Genomic DNA, 16850 nt, shown 5'->3' with positions numbered 1-16850 from the left:
CCGGCCCTGGTGAATGCCGATCAGTTAGACCGGTCCAGGCCCACTTCCTGCAGCACCGTCGTCGCGATTTCCTCGATCGACTTGGTGGTCGTCGATAGCCAGGAGATTCCTTCGCGCCGCATCATGCGCTCCGCCTCGGCGACTTCGTAGCGGCATTGTTCCAGATTCGCATAACGGCTGTTCGGCCGACGTTCGTTGCGCACCTCGGCCAGACGCTCGGGCTGAATCGACAAGCCAAACAGCTTCGAGCGATGCGGCACCACGGTCGAGGGCAACGTGCCGCGTTCGAAATCATCCGGCGTCAGCGGAAAGTTCGCGGCTTTAATGGCGTACTGCATCGCCAAATACAGGCTGGTGGGGGTCTTTCCGCAACGCGACACGCCCACGAGAATCACATCCGCCTGATCCAACTGATTGATGAACTGCCCGTCGTCGTGTGCCAGGCTGAAGTTGATCGCGTCGATCCGGCGCCGATATTCCTCCGAGTTCGCCGCCATGTGCGAACGGCCAATCGAGTGGCTGGATTTGATCCCCAAGGCCTGTTCGATGTGCCCCACGAATGTCGCAAAAAGATCCAAAAAAACGCCGTTCGCGCGGCGCACGACGTCCATACTAGCCGGGTCGACCAATGTGCTGAAGACAATGGGCGGAAAGCCGGTCTCGCGCGCGTTGCGGTTGATGCGCGCGGCGACTTCCTCGGCTTTCTCCAACGTGTCGATAAACGGTAGCCGGATCGCCTTGAACCGCACTTGGTCAAACTGGGACAGGACCGAATTGCTGAACGTTTCGGCGGTGATACCCGTACTGTCGGAGACGATGTAGACAGTACGTTCGATAGGGGAGGAAGCCATATGTAAAATTTTCCAACCAAGGGGGAGGGTAGGAGTATCCGACCGAGTACAATTTGCCCCCAATCAGTCACCCCAAAGAGCGGTCTCAGGCTGGTTTGGTCAGTGCATCACGGTGTGTTGACCAAACTCGCTTTCTCTATTGTAAAAGGTGACTTAAATGTCGTATGTCGTTTCGTTCGAGCAGCTCCGCATGACGGACGTGGACTCGGTAGGAGGTAAGAACGCATCGTTAGGTGAAATGATCAGTCAGCTGTCCGGCGCGGGTGTCCGCGTCCCGGGCGGCTTTGCCACGACTGCAGAGGCCTTCCGTGATTTCCTGAAGGCTTCTGGCCTGGACGAGCGTATTGCTACGCGCCTGAGCACGTTGAATCCCGAAGACGTGCGTGAACTGGCCGTGGCTGGCGCCGAGATCCGCCAATGGATCATCGATGCGCCGTTTTCCGCCGAATTCGAGCAGCAAATCCGTACCGCTTTCGCCGCGCTGGACGCCGATGGCAAGGGTTCCTTCGCCGTGCGTTCGTCGGCCACCGCCGAAGACTTGCCGGATGCCTCGTTTGCCGGTCAGCAAGAAACCTTTTTGAACGTAGTCGGCATCGAGGATGTGCTGGACAAGATCCGTCACGTCTTCGCCTCGCTGTATAACGACCGCGCGATTTCCTATCGCGTGCACAAGGGCTACGCCCACGCGGAAGTCGCTCTGTCGGCTGGCGTGCAACGCATGGTGCGCTCGGACAAGGGCAGCGCCGGCGTGATGTTCACCATCGATACCGAATCCGGCTTCCAAGATGTGGTGTTTATCACCTCGTCCTACGGCTTGGGCGAAACCGTGGTGCAAGGCGCGGTCAACCCGGACGAGTTCTACGTCTTCAAGCCGTCGCTGGAATCCGGCCACTATCCCATCGTCAGCCGCCGTATCGGTTCGAAGCTGATCAAGATGGAATTTGACCCCGAGCGTACCGAAGGCCGCGCCGTGCGCACGGTGGACGTGCCCGTGTCCGAACGCAACCGCTACTCGCTGACGGACGACGAAGTCGCCGAGCTGGCCCGCTACGCCGTCATCATCGAAAAACACTACGGCCGTCCGATGGACGTCGAGTGGGGCCGCGATGGCATCGATGGCAAGATCTATATCCTGCAAGCGCGTCCGGAAACGGTGAAGTCGCAACAGGGCGCCAACGATGTGCAACAGCGCTATCGCCTCAAGGCCACGGGTCAAGTTCTGATCACCGGCCGCGCCATTGGTCAGAAAATCGGCTCGGGCCCCGTTCGCGTGGTCGGCGATATCTCGGAAATGGACCGCGTCCAGCCGGGCGACATCCTGGTCACCGACATGACGGACCCCAACTGGGAACCGGTCATGAAGCGTGCCTCGGCCATCGTCACCAACCGTGGCGGCCGTACTTGCCACGCTGCGATCATCGCACGCGAGCTGGGTATTCCGGCTGTCGTGGGCTGCGGCGATGCCACCAGCATCCTGAAAGAAGGCCAATCGGTCACGGTATCGTGCGCCGAAGGCGACGAAGGCCGCATCTATGACGGCTTGATCGAGACCGAGGTCGAGGAAGTCCGCCGTGGCGAAATGCCGCCAATCGATGTCAAGATCATGATGAACGTGGGTAACCCCCAGCTGGCGTTTGATTTCGCGCAGATTCCGAACTCGGGCGTGGGTCTGGCCCGCCTGGAATTCATCATCAACAATAACATCGGCATTCACCCCAAGGCCGTGCTCGACTATCCGAATGTCGACGCCGAGCTGAAGAAAGCGGTGGAATCGGCCGCTCGCGGCTACGCCAGCCCACGTGCGTTCTTCGTCGAAAAGCTCGCCGAGGGCATCGCCACCATTGGCGCTGCGTTCTGGCCGAAGTCCGTCATCGTGCGTATGTCGGACTTCAAGTCGAACGAGTATCGCAAGCTGGTGGGCGGTTCGCGTTACGAGCCCGAGGAAGAGAACCCCATGCTGGGCTTCCGTGGCGCGTCGCGCTACATCGCTGAAGACTTCGCGGAATGCTTCCGTATGGAATGCGAGGCCTTGAAGAAGGTCCGCGATGTCATGGGTCTGACCAACGTCGAGATCATGGTGCCGTTCGTTCGTACGGTCAGCCAAGCCAAGCGCGTGGTCGATCTGTTGGCCACCAATGGTCTGAAGCGCGGCGAAAACGGCTTGCGCCTGATCATGATGTGCGAAGTGCCGTCCAACGCGATTTTGGCGGAGCAGTTCCTCGAGCATTTCGATGGCTTCTCCATCGGTTCGAACGACATGACGCAGCTCACGCTGGGTCTGGACCGCGATTCGGGCATGGAGCTGCTGGCAGCCGACTTCGACGAGCGCGATGACGCGGTTAAATTCATGCTGCGTCGTGCGATCAAGGCTTGCCTGGCGGCGGACAAATACGTGGGTATCTGCGGCCAAGGTCCCAGCGACCATCCGGATTTTGCCCAATGGCTCAAGGACGAAGGCATTCTGTCCATGTCCTTGAACCCGGATACGGTGGTCGACACGTGGCAGCGTCTGGCGAAGTAATTCGCTAAGTGCAAGCGGCGGCGCGGGATGGGCCGCCGCTTGATCCTCGCGTAGAGAAGTCTACACGCCTGACTTGATCAGGCGTCGCAATACATAAGCCCGGCCTTTCTAGCGAAAGCCGGGCTTTGTCGTGACGGGACGCGCGGTATCGCGATGTGTGCAGGTATCGGCCGTGCGCGTCATCGACATCGAGCGGCGCGCAAGCCGGCGGCGAGGAATCATCACTGCGCGTATTTGTCAGCCAGCTCCCGGCAGTCGGCGAGGAAATTTTGCGCGGCGGGCGTGAGCGCTCGCGACTTCAAATGCATCACACAGATGGATCGATGGATCTCTGGCGAGCCCAGTTCGATCATCTTCAATCCGCTGAAATTCAGCAGCGGCGTCAACGAAGCCGGCAAGATGCCGATGCCCAGCTCGTTCATGATAAACCCGATCAATGTACTGGCCTGTTCGACTTCGAATGCCGGTTGAAAGGCCGTGCCGTGCTGGGCGTATTCGGCTTCGAGTATGTGACGGACGTTACTCGTCGTCGCCAGCGACACCAGCCGGTAGGGCCAGAGTCGGGACCACGTGACCCGATTGAACTGCGCCAGCTCGTGGTCCGCCCGGCAAATCAATACCAGCCGATCCCGAAACAATGCATGCTGCACCAGCTCATCGTCGTGGGGCTTCGCGGGCGCGATAGCGATGTCGACCTGGCCGGTTTTTAGCGCTTGGATAGAGGCCTCCGAGAGCGCGTCACGGGCTTGCAGCGCCACGTTCGGATATTTCTCCTGATAGCGGCGCAAGACTTCCGGGAAAAAGGTGGCCGCCAATGACGGCACGGCCGAGACACTGAGGTGACCCGTTTTACCCTGGGCCAACGCGCTGACGTCTTCTAGCGCGTCGTCCAGGTCGTGCAGCAGGCGCGTGGTGACTTTCAGCAGCTCTTGACCGATGGAGGTGAGCCGGACCGAGCGCGTGGTGCGATCGACCAGCGGCGCCTCCACGATCTCTTCCATCTTGCGGATCGCATTGCTCAATGCTGGCTGGGATAGATGAACGGCCTTGGCCGCCTCGCTGAAGTTCAGCGTGTCGGCCAGTGCGCGGAATATCTCCAGCTGACGCAGTGTCAGTCTTATCTTCACAATGAATAATTATATGGAATAAATAAATTGGACCAATGAGTTCATCGTACTTATAGTTTCCTCGACCGGCAAGACCAACGTGAGGAGATTCAGGATGCAAGTCATAGAGCAAAAAAATGCCGTACACGTCCAACCATCGGGCGCGGCGCTCGGTGCCGATGTGGCCGGGGTCGATCTCTCGCAAGATCTGAGCGAAACCGAGCAAGAAATCATCAAGCAGGCCTGGGCCGATAACCTCGTGCTGCGATTCCGTCGGCAGCCTAAACTCGAGGTCGAGGACTTGGTGCGCTTTTCCCGTTATTTCGGCGATCTGGATAAAGCGCCGCCGGCCAGTACGCAAATGGGCGAGGATTTCGCTTGGCAGCACCCAGAGATCACCGTGATTTCCAATGTGGTGGCCAACGGCAAGCCCATCGGCGACCTCGGCTCCTCCGAGGCAGTCTGGCATTCCGATATGACCTATAACCCCAAGCCGCCGAAGGGCAGCGCGTTATATGCCATCGAGATCCCGCCCGCCGGTGGCAATACGCAGTTCGCCAATATGTACCTGGCCTACGAGACGTTGCCGGACCGTCTGAAGAGCAGAATCGCTGACCTGCGTTGCGTGCATGACGCCAGCCGAAATAGCGCCGGTGGCTTACGCAAGGGCTATGTCGACAATACCGACCCGCGCGAGACCGTGGGGGCCACGCATCCAATGGTTCGGGTGCATCCCGTGACGGGTAAGAAATGTCTGTTCCTTGGCCGGCGTCGCAAGGCGTATATCGTCGGACTTGAGCTTGAAGACAGCGAAGCTTTGCTCAATGAACTCTGGCAGCACGCGTGCCAGGATTCATTTGTCTGGACCCAGGAATGGCAGCTCGGCGATCTGGTGCTGTGGGATAACCGCTGCACGATGCACCGTCGAGATGCTTTTGACCCCAACACGCGCCGTTTGCTTTACCGCACGCAAGTCACCGGAGAAGAGGTTTTGGCAGCCGCAGAAGCGTGAGTGAGAACCCTATGTCCATTCGCCAAGCGATCGTGCGGCAGGTTTCGTGTCCGCTCACCACGCCTTATAAGCTGTCGTCGGGGGATCTGACTTCGTTTGACCCCTTCATCCTTCGACTCATTGACGATGAGGGTCGCATAGGATGGGGGGAATGCCTGATCATCCCCGGCTATACCGACGAATCCATCGAAGAGTCATGGGCCGCGGCCAATGAAGCCGCGCGGGCCCTGGTGGCATCCCAGAATGCCGACGTGGCCGCCATCATCGCGAAAGCGCAGCCGAAATGCCCCGGCATCGCCAGTACGATCGATACTGCTACCGAGATGCTCAAGGATGACGGTATTTACCGTCATGTTGACGAAGTCGTCATGCCGCTACTCGCGCCTTGCCAGGGGCATGAGCCTGAGGAAATCCGCCACGAAGTGGATTCACTTTTGGCGCAGGGTTACCGCACCTTGAAGGTCAAGGTCGGATTCGATTGGCGCGAGGATTTGGCGCGCATCGAGCATATTCAGTCGTGCCTTAATGGCCGTGGCAGCATACGCCTGGACGCGAATCGCGGATTCAATGAAGCGGATGGCCGGGCATTCGCCAGCCGGCTGGCGCCCGCCGGCATCGAGCTATTCGAGCAGCCGTGCGGTTCAGATGATTGGCAGGCCAATGCTCGTGTGGCCGAAGTCTCCACGGTGCCTGTCATGCTCGACGAATCCATCTATGGCCTGCCGGATATCGAACGCGCCGCCGCGATCTCCAACGTGGGATTCGTGAAGTTAAAGCTCAAAAAGCTTGGCGGTGCGAAAACGCTGGAGCAGGGTTTACGCCGCATCACCGCGTTGGGCATGACACCGATACTCGGCGATGGTGTGTCGATGGATCTGGGCTGCTGGTTCGAGACGGTGATCGGCCATCGCTGTGTGCAGACGGTGGGCGAGATGAACGGCTTTCTAAAAACGCGGTTCAGCCTGTTCTGCAATCCGATGCCTTTTCGACAAGGCGCCGTGCATCTACCGGCCGGATACTGGCCGGAGGTGGACGAAGACCGCATCGCGAGTTGTACGTTGCGCGAGCAACGATATTCCCGCCATTCTTAAAAAACAGGGTAGAGAGGGGACAAAAGCATGAGAGCTGATGCAGAGGCTTTAACCTGTCAAACACGTCGGCGCCTGATGGCGCTGGGCGCATTGACGGCATTCGCATTCGGTACGCCTGGCGTGGCCGCGACGACGGAGAGCGGCGCGTATCCGTCACGGCCGATCACCATCGTAGTGGGCGGACCGCCAGCGGGTGGCACCGACTTTATTGCAAGACTGGTCGCGGATAACTTGGCACGCGATCTTAAGCAAAGCGTGGTCGTGGAAAACCGGGCTGGCGCTTCGGGCCTTATCGGCGCCAAGCATGTGCAAAAAGCAGCGCCCGATGGCTATACCTTTCTGATGGGTCAGGCCGCCACGCACGCCATTTTGCCGGCGCTACAATCGCAGCCCGCCTATGACGCGGTGAAGGACTTCACGCCCATCAGTCTGGTCGCTACCGCGCCAGAAGTCTTAGTGGTCGCCAGCGACTCGCCTCTTAAAAGCGTGGCCGACTATATCGACTATGCAAAGCAGCACCCCGGCAAGGTGAGCTATGGCACCCCAGGCGTCGGCCAGCCGCAGCATATCCTGGGTGAACGGTTCGCCAAGGCAACCAGTACGGATCTCCTCCACGTGCCCTATAACGGCAGCGGTCCTGCTTTGACCGATCTGGTGGGCGGGCGTTTGGTGAGTATGTTCGTCACGCCGGGCGCGGTGATGCCTTTCATTCGGGATGGCAGAGTGCGTGCCTTGGCCGTCAGCTCTAAAGAACGCTCGGCGCTCATGCCCGATGTGCCCACGTTAGCCGAATCAGGAGTGCAGAACGCAGATCAAACGGGCTGGTTCGCACTGTTCGCGCCTGCCGGACTCGCGGACGACCGCAGGCTCGCGATGGAAAAGGCGGTGATGAAGGTCCTCGCCAATCCGGAAGTCAAACAGAAACTGACCGGTGCGTATGTCGAGCCTGGGACGATCAGCCCCGCCGATTTCGCCGCGTTTCACCAAGGCGAGGTCTCGGCGTTCAGCGATATCGTCGGGGGCTTGAAGCTCCAGCTCAATAATTAGATCAACAGACAGGAGACCACACGTGAGATTTCGTTTTCTGATCTGCGCACTTGCCGGTGGGTTTGCATTGGCGGCCGGGCACATCACCGCGCAGGCTTCTACCGATTATCCGAATAAACCCATCAGAATGATTGTTGCCTATCCGCCTGGTGGAGGCACCGACGCCCTGGCACGTTTGGTCGGCGCCGAACTGAGTAAGTCACTGGGTCAAAGCGTGATTGTGGTGAATCGGGCCGGTGCGTCCGGCGCGATCGGTACGCAAGCCGCCGCGCGCGCCGAGCCGGATGGCTACACCCTATTGATGGCGACCTCGAACGTCACCATCACACCGGCCATTGATGCCAAATCCCTGTTTCAGGTGTCTGACTTCCAGCCGGTTACCTTGTTGACCGAGTCCCCTTTTGCGCTCGTGGCGTCCAAGTCATTGCCGGTGAAATCGGTATCCGAGCTGATCGCCCATACCAAGCAGCATCCGAAGTCGATCAACTACGCCTCGACCGGCGTGGGTTCCCCCCAGCACCTGACCACGGAATCGTTCAAGCAACGCGAGGGGCTGGACTGGTTGCACGTGCCTTACCAAGGCGGAGGCCCGGCGCTGACAGCACTGGTGGAAGGACAGGTGCAGGTAATGTTCAGCAATGCACTGCCCGTCGTGCCGTTCGTGGAGTCAGGCCGGTTGGTGGCGCTGGCGCAGACTACCAAGGAAAGGCTGCCCGTGCTGCCTAACGTGCCTACGATGGAGGAGGCGGGGGTTAAAGACTTCGTAGTGGCGTTCTGGTCGGGCGTACTGGCGCCTAAAGGTACCCCGGACGCCGTTATTAACAAGCTCAACACTGCGCTACTTGAAGTCATACGCACGCCTGCCGTCCGTGACAAACTCGTCTCGCAGGGTACGATCGTCAATCCCGTCAGCGGAGAAGCCTTCGCCGAGTACATTAAGCAAGACGCGGCATACTGGAAGAAAATCGCCGATGCCGCGCCGACTCAATAACAACGTTGTTTGATCATCAACCTAGGGAGTTTGCAGATGAAATTGGTGCGTTATGGCGAAAGGGGAGAGGAGAAGCCCGGCATCATTGCCGAGGACGGATCCTTGCGAGATTTGTCCGGTGCATTGGCGGACATCACGCCAGATACGCTCAGCATCGAAGGCATCGATCGATTGCGCCAGCTTGACGCGACCACGTTGCCCGAGGTCAAACAACCCGTGCGATTTGGCGTACCGCTAAACGGCATCTCGAAGATCATCGCGGTTGGGCTGAACTATTCTGATCACGCGAAAGAAGCGGGGATGCCGATTCCTGTAGAGCCGATCCTGTTCACCAAAGCAATCACCAGCCTCAACGGCCCGGACGATGACGTGATTATTCCGAAGGCGTCCACCAAGGTCGATTGGGAGGTGGAGCTTGGCATCGTCATCGGCAAGCGCGCGAAGTCCGTCTCCGAGGCGCAGGCGATGGAACACGTCGCCGGCTACTGCCTGGTCAATGACGTGTCCGAACGCGAACTGCAATTGGAGCGCGGTGGCGGCCAGTGGGACAAGGGCAAGGGCCTGGACACGTTCTGCCCGGTCGGACCGTGGCTCGTGACGGCCGACGAGGTTGCCGATGTGCAGGCGTTGGATCTCTGGCTGGATGTAAACGGCGTGCGTCGTCAGACGGGCAACACGGCGACGATGATTTTCGGGGTGAAGTATCTGGTGCACTACATCAGCCAATATGTGACCCTGATGCCGGGCGATCTCATCATCACCGGTACGCCACCCGGCGTCGGCATGGGCATGAAACCGGCCGTGTTTCTGCAGCACGGCGACATGATGGAGCTCGGTATCGAGGGCCTGGGCGTGCAGCGGCAGAAGGTCGTGCGCGCGGCATAGCGGTCAAGCGCCGCGCAAGATCGCTAGGCGGTACGCGCGGCGCTTCGACTCGTGACTTTCAGGAAACGGCGCACCAGGTTGCCCGCCGTGGGCGTGGGCCCCAGACCTTGCACCAGTGCCGGGATATCCAGCCCCTCTTTCTTGTAATCCTCGGCATAGCGCTCGAGGTGGTCACGCATGAACTCGCAGCCGAATTCCGGGTGGAACTGCGCCGAATAAATAAATGGCGCCAAGCGCACCAATTGATGCGGATCCATGTCCGAACGAGCCAGTGCCACGGCACCAGGAGGCAGTTGCGTGACGCTCTGCGCATGCAGCAGTTGGGCGGGGAACCGCTCGGGCATACCCGTCATCAACGGATCGCCTACGGCAGCCGGCAAACATTCGACGATTTGCGTTCCCAGTTCCCGCCCGAGCGGGTTGTAGTCCACGCTGCCACCCAGCGCGTCGGCGAGCAGTTGATGACCATAACAAATGCCGAACATGGGCAGCCCAAAGGCAGCGGCCTCGCGGATCCAGTCCGCCGTGCGTTCGCTCCATGGTTCCCGATCCGTCACCATGGCGGGAGACCCGGTGATCAGCGCGGCGCGATAGGAGGAAGCTGGCTGCATCGTTTCCCCGTGATAGACCTTTATCACCTGGACCTCTTGCGGCAATAGGCCTGCGGCATGGCGCAACATTTCGGCGTAGTCGCCGTGCGAGCCGCGCAGCACTTTGTCGGGGTTGCCGGTATGAATAATGAGGACAGGTAGGTCGCGGGTGGCTTCGATGTTGCTCATGGCGGTATTCAGGTCAGTCAGGCACGAAAGTCGCGCGCATCAAGCGCTGATAGTAAATCGCCTTCGAACAGAAATCCGTACAATCGACTAGAACGCAGGGATAAATGCCCCTGATTCGCCCTGCGTTGCAGTCGACCGCCTGCGGGTTCGCAGCGGATTAGCGGGGCATTTACCAAAAGGCGCTGTCATGATGTGGATTTGGTTCGGGCTCGCGATAGCCGCGTTGATCGGCGAGCTGGCTAGCGGGACATTCTATCTGTTGCTGGTGGCTTTAGGGCTCGCCGCGGGCGGCGTGGCGGCCTGGATGGATGTCGGATTGCAGTGGCAGTTGATCGTATGCGCGGCAGTCGGCCTGGTCGGTTTGGGTATATTGCGCGCCACGCGCGTATTGAAAAAGCGCGAAGTCGATGACAGGCGCAATGCTGATGTGCATTTGGACATCGGCCAGACGGTCAATGTGGAAAGTTGGTCCGACGCCAGGCAAGCTCGCGTCTGGTATCGCGGCGCGCATTGGCAGGCCGAACTGGCTGCCGATCAGAGTCCTGAGCCGGGCCTCTACCAGATCTCTGCGATTCGCGGCACGCGACTGATTCTGAGTCGAAAGGTGTGACCATGGCGCGCGCGGTTTGCCAGTGCGGTACAGTGCAGGCATAGGCACCGGTCAGGCGTTACGCGCTTGAGCGGCTTTCATCATTCCCAGCAGGAACACCCTCTATGATGTTTGAAACTTCCACCCTAGTGCTCATCGTTCTGGTCGTCCTGGCGCTGCTGATCATCGTCAAGGCAATCGCTATCGTGCCCCAGCAACACGCCTGGGTCGTGGAACGCCTGGGCAAATTCGATCGCGTGCTCTCGCCCGGCGCCGGTTTTGTGATCCCGTTTATCGAGCGTGTGGCGTACAAGCACTCGCTCAAGGAGATCCCGCTCGATGTGCCCAGCCAGGTTTGCATCACGCGGGATAACACGCAACTTCAAGTTGATGGCGTGCTCTATTTTCAGGTGACCGACCCGATGCGCGCGTCGTACGGATCATCGAACTATATTTCCGCGATCACGCAGCTGGCACAGACCACGCTGCGGTCGGTCATCGGCAAAATGGAATTGGACCGCACGTTCGAAGAACGCGACTTCATCAACGCCACGATCGTCGCGTCGTTGGACGAGGCGGCGTTGAACTGGGGCGTGAAGGTACTGCGCTATGAGATCAAGGACCTGACGCCGCCGAACGAGATTCTGCGCGCCATGCAGGCCCAGATCACCGCCGAACGGGAAAAGCGTGCGCTGATCGCCGCCTCCGAAGGCCGCCGTCAGGAGCAGATCAACATCGCCACGGGCGAACGGGAGGCTGCTATCGCCCGATCCGAGGGCGAGAAACAGGCCCAGATCAACCAGGCGCAAGGCGAGGCGGCAGCGGTGCTGGCCATCGCCGAAGCCACCGCCAAGGCGATCACGCAGGTCGGCGATGCGGTACGCCAGCCTGGCGGCATGGAAGCCGTGAACTTAAAGGTCGCCGAGCGCTACGTCGATGCGTTCAGCAATGTGGCCAAGGAAGGCAATACCTTGATTCTGCCGTCGAATCTGGCCGACGTGGGCGGATTGATCGCCACCGCCATGACGATTGTCAAAAACGATAAATCGGTTTAATCCGAGGCGGATTTCCGGTAAATCCCCTCGGACTCGCGACTTGGGACCTGCGGGTTAAGCAGGGCCCAAGTACGGGCGATTAATGTGGTGGGCAAGCCACTTGCTCACCCATCGATGCGCCGGAAGTCAGGTCAATCGTCGCGACGCGAGTTGCGCGTGTCGTGCTTCATCATGCGTTCTTTTTCGCGTGCCCAGTCTTTTTCACGGGCCGTGTCGCGTTTGTCGTACAGTTTTTTACCTCGGCCCAGCGCGAAGTCGAGTTTGATTCGGCCGTTCTTGTAGTGCAGGTTCAAAGGGACGAGGGTATAGCCGCGCTGTTCGACCTTGCCGATCAGCTTGCTGATTTCCTCGGCCTTGAGCAGCAACTTACGGGTGCGCATGGCGTCGGGGTGTATGTGCGTCGACGCGGTGGGCAGGGGGCTGACGTGCATGCCAAGCAGGTAGAGCTCGCCGTCGCGCACGATCACGTAGCTCTCTTTGAGCTGCACGCGACCGTCACGAATGGCTTTGACCTCCCAGCCTTGCAGGACGAGCCCGGCCTCGAAGCGGTCTTCGATGAAGTAGTCGTGGGTTGCCTTGCGGTTGTCGATAATGCTCATAGAGGCTGTTGGGGCAGAATTCCGGCGAAAAAAGCGGCGGTAGCGGCGCTACCGTTAAAATCCAACCATTCTAGCGATTTGCGATAGCCGATGCATAAAGTACAGCGATCTGTCCTGGTTCCTTATAGCGCGCCCCAGATGTTCGAGTTGGTGGCCGACGTCGATAAGTATCCGGAATTCATGCCCTGGTGTGGCGGAACCGAGGTCCACTCGCGTGACGAACATGGGATGGAAGCCTCCGTGATCATCAGTTTCGCGGGGCTGCGCCAGAAGTTCACCACGCGCAATACTCACGAATATCCGAAGCGGATACAGCTGGAATTGGTCGATGGGCCGTTTTCCATGCTGGTGGGGAATTGGGAATTCCAGGCTCTGGCCGAGGACGCCTGCAAGGTGCTGTTCACCTTGGAGTATGCGTTTTCGAATCGCGCCCTGGAGATGGTGGTTGGGCCCGTGTTCAACCGAATCGCCACGAGTTTTATCGATTCGTTCACCAAACGCGCGCAGGCGATTTATGGCGAGTGAGCCTGATACCGTGCGTGTGCTGGTGTGTTATCCCACGCCGGATTCCGCGTGGGCGCGCGAGGTCACGCTGCCGGCTGGGGCGACCGTGCGGCAAGCGATGATAGAAAGCGGGTTTGCTCAGGCGTTTCCCACCTTGGATCCATGGAAACTGGGCGTCGGCATCTTCGGCAAGCAATGCCAGGCCGACACGCCATTGAGCGACGGCGACCGCGTCGAGGTCTATCGCGAACTGACGTTTGACCCTATGGTGTCGCGTCGTCGCCGAGCTGAGCATCGTCGCGCGCTGGCCGCTGCGCGCACCGGGCGGGAACGACCGGCTGGGTTGCTATAGCGGCGGGCTCGTTGGCGCGCGCCGACGCCCTGCCGAACCAAGCGCAGCGCCGCTAATCGGCGACCCCATCCTCACGCGCCTGCAATAAAAATATTCCGTAATTACGGCGTAAGATATTCCCACCGGTTTACGTTTACGTTAACGTCATAAACATCGACGCGAACGGGGTGGCTGTTCACAAGGCGGCATCCGGGTTCGACGGTTCGAAAAACGGGAGACAACGCTGTGGATCTGGAGCTGACTGACGAGCAACGTGCCTTTGCGCAAGCCGCGCGGGACTATGCCCAGGGGGAGCTCGCCCCAAATGCCGCGCGCTGGGATGCGCAAGCCATATTTCCGCGCGAGGCGTTCGCACGTGCCGGTGAACTGGGTTTTTGCGCGATCTATGCCTCGCCGGACATAGGCGGGCTGGGGCTGCCGCGGCTGGATGCCACGCTCGTGTTCGAGGAAATGGCCGCCGTGGACCCATCGACCACGGCCTTTCTCACGATACATAACATGGCGACCTGGATGGTCGGGCAGTGGGGGCAAGCTGAGATACGGGAGAGCTGGGGTCCACTCTTGGCGTCCGGGGAGAAGCTGGCTTCGTACTGTTTGACCGAGCCCAATGCCGGCTCGGATGCCGGCTCGCTCACCACGAGCGCGCGGCGCGATGGCGACCATTATGTGTTGAATGGCGCAAAGGCCTTTATCTCCGGCGGCGGTGAAACCGATCTGTTGGTCGTGATGGCGCGCACGGGCGGCGATGGCCCAGGCGGCGTCAGTGCCTTTGCGGTTCCGGCCGACACGCCGGGCATTTCCTACGGCCGTAAGGAAGAGAAGATGGGCTGGAATAGCCAGTCCACTCGGCCCATTACCTTCGAAGATGTGCGCGTGCCAGGGAACCATCTGCTAGGCGAGGAAGGCGAAGGCTTCAAAATCGCCATGAAGGGCCTGGATGGCGGTCGCATCAACATTGGTACCTGCTCGGTAGGCGCGGCCCAAGGCGCCCTGGATGCGGCCCGGCAATATATGACCGAGCGCCGGCAATTCGGGCGCACGCTCTCGGAATTTCAAGCCTTGCAGTTCAAGCTCGCCGATATGGCCACGCATCTGGTGGCCGCGCGTCAAATGGTGCGTTTGGCCGCGTGCAAGCTCGACGCGGGCGCGCCGGACGCGGGCACCTATTGCGCGATGGCCAAGCGTTTTGCCACGGACATGGGGTTCCAGATTTGTCTGGACGCACAACAGATCCACGGCGGCTACGGGTATTTGCGCGACTATCCGCTGGAGCGCCTGGTGCGAGATACTCGGGTGCATCAGATTTTGGAGGGGACCAACGAGATCATGCGTGTGATCGTGGCCCGACAATTGTTAGAAAAAGGAGCAGATGTTCGATGACCGCGCCCGTGTTGTTTGAAGAAAAACCTTGCGCTAATGGCACCCGGGTGGCGTTTGCCACGCTGAATTCGCCGCAGACCTTGAATGGCGTGTCGCTCGACATGGTGGATTTGCTCGCGGAACGCTTGTCTGCCTGGGCACAGGACGATGAGGTGGCGATAGTGGTGTTGCAGGGCGCGGGCGGCAAGGCGTTTAGCGCCGGCGGCGACTTGCACGGGCTCTATCACAGTATGAAGGAGCATGCGGGGCAGGGCGCGTGGGCCAATCCGTTGGCGCGGGCGTTTTTCGAGCGAGAGTACCGGCTCGATTATCAGATTCATACCTACCCGAAGCCGATTCTCTGCTGGGGCCATGGCATCGTCATGGGCGGTGGCGTGGGCCTCATGATGGGCGCGAGCCACCGCGTTGTGAGCGAAACCACGCGCCTGGCCATGCCCGAGATTTCGATCGGGCTGTTCCCGGATGTGGGCGGCACCTGGATGTTGAATCACATGCAAGGGCGGCTCGGGCTATTTCTGGCGCTGACGGGTGCGCAATTGAATGCATCGGATGCGCTGTTCGCGGGCGTCGCTGACTACCGGTTGCTGTCCGCGGATTGGCCCGTCTTTATCGAGGACTTGCTGCAAACGCCTTGGACGACAGCGCCTGACGAGAACGGGCAGGCCGCGACAGTTGTGAACGAAGCGCTGCTGCGTCGCCTGCTGCTGGCGCATGCGCCCGACGACGAGCTCGCACCCGGGCCCCTGCGCCAGCATGCGGCGCGGGTAGATGCGCTGTGCCGTGGCGAAGATCTGGCACGGATCTATCAAGATATCGCCGAGCTGAAATCAGATCCGGATCCCTGGCTCGCGCGCGCAGCCAATACCATGCTGGCGGGCGCTCCCGGGACGGCGCGTCTGGCGTTCACGCTGCTGCAAAAGACGCGATTGGATTCGCTGGCCGAGGTGTTCCGCACGGAATACATCGCCGCGCTGGTCTGCGCCGCCGAAGGCGATTTCTGCGAAGGCATTCGCGCGCTGCTGATCGATAAGGACAAGCAGCCCCACTGGAAACCCGCCACGCTCGAAGAGGCCTCGCCGGACTGGGTAGAACGCTTTTTCGTGCCGCCCTGGCCGGCTGGCGAGGCGCACCCGCTCGCCGACCTGGGTCGCCAACAGTAATCCGCATTTCCCAAAACAACGAGGAGACACCGACATGAGCCGTATCGCGTTTATTGGTCTGGGCAACATGGGCGCGCCGATGGCGCACAATTTACTCAAGGCTGGGCACGATCTGGCCGTGTACGACCTCGTGCCTGGGGCAGTCAACACGCTGGCCGACGCGGGAGCGCGGCCCGCCCCCTCGGCCGACGACGCGGCACAGGGCGCGGACGTCGTCATCACGATGCTGCCCGCCAGCAAGCATGTCGAGGCGCTTTACCTCGAATCCAACCTGCTGGCGTCCATCGATGGGGCGGCGCTGGTGATCGACTGCAGCACCATCGCTCCGGATTCCGCGCGCAAAGTCGCCGCAGCGGCGCGCGCGCGCGGGTTGACCATGGTGGATGCGCCGGTGTCGGGTGGCACGGCCGGCGCCGCGGCTGGCACGCTGACGTTTATCGTTGGCGGCGAGGCGGCGGCCTTCGAGCGCGCCAAGCCGATTTTGGAAGCCATGGGGAAAAACATCTTTCACGCCGGCCCGGCGGGCGCGGGGCAGGTGGCCAAGATCTGCAACAACATGCTGTTAGGCATTCTGATGGCCGGCACGTCCGAGGCATTGGCCCTGGGCGTGGCCAACGGGCTCGACCCCAAGGTCCTGTCGGACATCATCTCGAAAAGCTCCGGCCGCAACTGGGCGACCGAGCTGTACAACCCCTGGCCCGGCGTCATGGATAACACGCCGGCCGCCAAGGGCTATGCCGGCGGCTTTGGCGTGGATTTGATGCTGAAAGATCTGGGCTTGGCCGCCGAAGCGGCACTGTCAACGCGCAGTTCCATCCCGCTGGGGGAACTGGCGCGCAATCTTTATTCCCTGCACAGTGGCGACGGCAATGGCAAGTTGGACTTTTCCAGCATCGTCAATCTGTACACGCACAAGACCCAGGGATGA

At 60.4% G+C, this 16850-nt stretch carries 17 protein-coding genes; 13 read left to right on the top strand and 4 right to left on the bottom strand.

The genetic code is table 11. From position 1 onward, the window contains the following. Positions 1–20: 20 nt before the first annotated feature. Positions 21–851 carry a posphoenolpyruvate synthetase regulatory kinase/phosphorylase PpsR gene (gene ppsR / locus GOQ28_RS13470; RefSeq protein WP_160351590.1) on the bottom strand — a complete coding sequence of 277 codons (831 nt, stop codon included), beginning with the start codon at positions 849–851 and terminating at the stop codon, positions 21–23. 157 nt (positions 852–1008) lie between these two features. Between ppsR and ppsA the strand changes: the two genes are divergently transcribed. Continuing rightward, positions 1009–3372, top strand: a complete 2364-nt coding sequence (ppsA, locus tag GOQ28_RS13465; RefSeq protein WP_160356819.1) for a phosphoenolpyruvate synthase — start codon at positions 1009–1011, stop codon at positions 3370–3372. Positions 3373–3593: 221 nt separating this feature from the next. On the opposite strand, the gene GOQ28_RS13460 is transcribed toward ppsA, so the two are convergent. Further along, positions 3594–4499 carry a LysR substrate-binding domain-containing protein gene (locus GOQ28_RS13460; protein WP_160356818.1) on the bottom strand — a complete coding sequence of 302 codons (906 nt, stop codon included), beginning with the start codon at positions 4497–4499 and terminating at the stop codon, positions 3594–3596. Positions 4500–4593: 94 nt separating this feature from the next. Between GOQ28_RS13460 and GOQ28_RS13455 the strand changes: the two genes are divergently transcribed. From GOQ28_RS13455 to GOQ28_RS13435, 5 genes are read left to right on the top strand one after another with little or no spacing between them, the layout of a single operon-like run. Continuing rightward, positions 4594–5490, top strand: coding sequence for a TauD/TfdA dioxygenase family protein (locus GOQ28_RS13455; protein WP_160356817.1), 897 nt, complete (start codon positions 4594–4596; stop codon positions 5488–5490). 11 nt (positions 5491–5501) lie between these two features. Then, positions 5502–6581: a mandelate racemase/muconate lactonizing enzyme family protein gene (locus GOQ28_RS13450; protein ID WP_160356816.1), complete on the top strand. Its 1080-nt coding sequence runs from the start codon at positions 5502–5504 to the stop codon at positions 6579–6581. Positions 6582–6608: 27 nt separating this feature from the next. Then, complete coding sequence (locus GOQ28_RS13445; RefSeq protein WP_160356815.1) at positions 6609–7628, top strand: Bug family tripartite tricarboxylate transporter substrate binding protein; 1020 nt, start codon at positions 6609–6611, stop codon at positions 7626–7628. 22 nt (positions 7629–7650) lie between these two features. Then, positions 7651–8619, top strand: coding sequence for a tripartite tricarboxylate transporter substrate-binding protein (locus GOQ28_RS13440; protein WP_160356814.1), 969 nt, complete (start codon positions 7651–7653; stop codon positions 8617–8619). A gap of 36 nt (positions 8620–8655) precedes the next feature. Then, positions 8656–9504, top strand: a complete 849-nt coding sequence (locus GOQ28_RS13435) for a fumarylacetoacetate hydrolase family protein (RefSeq protein ID WP_160356813.1) — start codon at positions 8656–8658, stop codon at positions 9502–9504. A 23-nt stretch (positions 9505–9527) separates the two neighbouring features. Here GOQ28_RS13435 and GOQ28_RS13430 read toward each other — a convergent pair whose 3' ends face one another. After that, entirely contained in the window at positions 9528–10283 is a 756-nt protein-coding gene (locus GOQ28_RS13430; RefSeq protein WP_160356812.1) for a glutamine amidotransferase, read from the bottom strand. A gap of 190 nt (positions 10284–10473) precedes the next feature. Here GOQ28_RS13430 and GOQ28_RS13425 point away from each other — a divergent pair, with 190 nt between their 5' ends. Next, positions 10474–10893, top strand: coding sequence for an NfeD family protein (locus tag GOQ28_RS13425; protein ID WP_160357017.1), 420 nt, complete (start codon positions 10474–10476; stop codon positions 10891–10893). A gap of 107 nt (positions 10894–11000) precedes the next feature. Then, positions 11001–11927 (top strand): SPFH domain-containing protein, encoded by a 927-nt coding sequence (locus tag GOQ28_RS13420; protein ID WP_160351764.1) that lies wholly within the window; start codon positions 11001–11003, stop codon positions 11925–11927. A 131-nt stretch (positions 11928–12058) separates the two neighbouring features. Here the strand turns inward: GOQ28_RS13420 and smpB are convergent, their stop codons facing one another. Next, on the bottom strand, positions 12059–12526 hold the full coding sequence (smpB, locus tag GOQ28_RS13415) for an SsrA-binding protein SmpB (protein ID WP_160351599.1): 468 nt from the start codon (positions 12524–12526) through the stop codon (positions 12059–12061). Between the two features lie 90 nt (positions 12527–12616). Here smpB and GOQ28_RS13410 point away from each other — a divergent pair, with 90 nt between their 5' ends. The 5 genes from GOQ28_RS13410 (at position 12617) to mmsB (ending at position 16850) form a co-directional block, all read left to right on the top strand. Then, positions 12617–13051 carry a type II toxin-antitoxin system RatA family toxin gene (locus GOQ28_RS13410; RefSeq protein ID WP_160351600.1) on the top strand — a complete coding sequence of 145 codons (435 nt, stop codon included), beginning with the start codon at positions 12617–12619 and terminating at the stop codon, positions 13049–13051. After that, positions 13041–13382 (top strand): RnfH family protein, encoded by a 342-nt coding sequence (locus GOQ28_RS13405; protein ID WP_160356811.1) that lies wholly within the window; start codon positions 13041–13043, stop codon positions 13380–13382. Before GOQ28_RS13410 ends, GOQ28_RS13405 begins: the two co-directional genes overlap by 11 nt. Positions 13383–13607: 225 nt before the next feature. Beyond that, positions 13608–14762, top strand: coding sequence for an acyl-CoA dehydrogenase family protein (locus GOQ28_RS13400; RefSeq protein ID WP_160351602.1), 1155 nt, complete (start codon positions 13608–13610; stop codon positions 14760–14762). Beyond that, positions 14759–15922, top strand: a complete 1164-nt coding sequence (locus GOQ28_RS13395) for an enoyl-CoA hydratase/isomerase family protein (RefSeq protein WP_160356810.1) — start codon at positions 14759–14761, stop codon at positions 15920–15922. The genes GOQ28_RS13400 and GOQ28_RS13395 overlap by 4 nt, the downstream gene beginning before the upstream one ends. Further along, a complete protein-coding gene (mmsB, locus tag GOQ28_RS13390; RefSeq protein ID WP_236844364.1) occupies positions 15879–16850 on the top strand; it encodes a 3-hydroxyisobutyrate dehydrogenase in 972 nt (323 codons plus the stop codon). The genes GOQ28_RS13395 and mmsB overlap by 44 nt, the downstream gene beginning before the upstream one ends.

It is taken from the genome of Bordetella sp. 02P26C-1 (assembly GCF_009763255.1).
GTDB lineage: Bacteria > Pseudomonadota > Gammaproteobacteria > Burkholderiales > Burkholderiaceae_B > Bordetella_A.
This window is presented reverse-complemented; position numbering and strand designations above follow the sequence as displayed.

Excerpts from the sequence above, each read along its gene's own strand:
- GOQ28_RS13450 (WP_160356816.1), top strand. The coding sequence starts at position 5,502 with ATGTCCATTCGCCAAGCGATCGTGCGGCAGGTTTCGTGTCCGCTCACC.
- GOQ28_RS13425 (WP_160357017.1), top strand. The coding sequence starts at position 10,474 with ATGTGGATTTGGTTCGGGCTCGCGATAGCCGCGTTGATCGGCGAGCTG.
- GOQ28_RS13435 (WP_160356813.1), top strand. The coding sequence starts at position 8,656 with ATGAAATTGGTGCGTTATGGCGAAAGGGGAGAGGAGAAGCCCGGCATC.
- GOQ28_RS13445 (WP_160356815.1), top strand. The coding sequence starts at position 6,609 with ATGAGAGCTGATGCAGAGGCTTTAACCTGTCAAACACGTCGGCGCCTG.
- smpB (WP_160351599.1), bottom strand. The coding sequence starts at position 12,526 with ATGAGCATTATCGACAACCGCAAGGCAACCCACGACTACTTCATCGAA.
- GOQ28_RS13405 (WP_160356811.1), top strand. The coding sequence starts at position 13,041 with ATGGCGAGTGAGCCTGATACCGTGCGTGTGCTGGTGTGTTATCCCACG.
- GOQ28_RS13455 (WP_160356817.1), top strand. The coding sequence starts at position 4,594 with ATGCAAGTCATAGAGCAAAAAAATGCCGTACACGTCCAACCATCGGGC.
- GOQ28_RS13420 (WP_160351764.1), top strand. The coding sequence starts at position 11,001 with ATGTTTGAAACTTCCACCCTAGTGCTCATCGTTCTGGTCGTCCTGGCG.
- ppsR (WP_160351590.1), bottom strand. The coding sequence starts at position 851 with ATGGCTTCCTCCCCTATCGAACGTACTGTCTACATCGTCTCCGACAGT.
- ppsA (WP_160356819.1), top strand. The coding sequence starts at position 1,009 with ATGTCGTATGTCGTTTCGTTCGAGCAGCTCCGCATGACGGACGTGGAC.
- GOQ28_RS13430 (WP_160356812.1), bottom strand. The coding sequence starts at position 10,283 with ATGAGCAACATCGAAGCCACCCGCGACCTACCTGTCCTCATTATTCAT.
- GOQ28_RS13410 (WP_160351600.1), top strand. The coding sequence starts at position 12,617 with ATGCATAAAGTACAGCGATCTGTCCTGGTTCCTTATAGCGCGCCCCAG.
- GOQ28_RS13395 (WP_160356810.1), top strand. The coding sequence starts at position 14,759 with ATGACCGCGCCCGTGTTGTTTGAAGAAAAACCTTGCGCTAATGGCACC.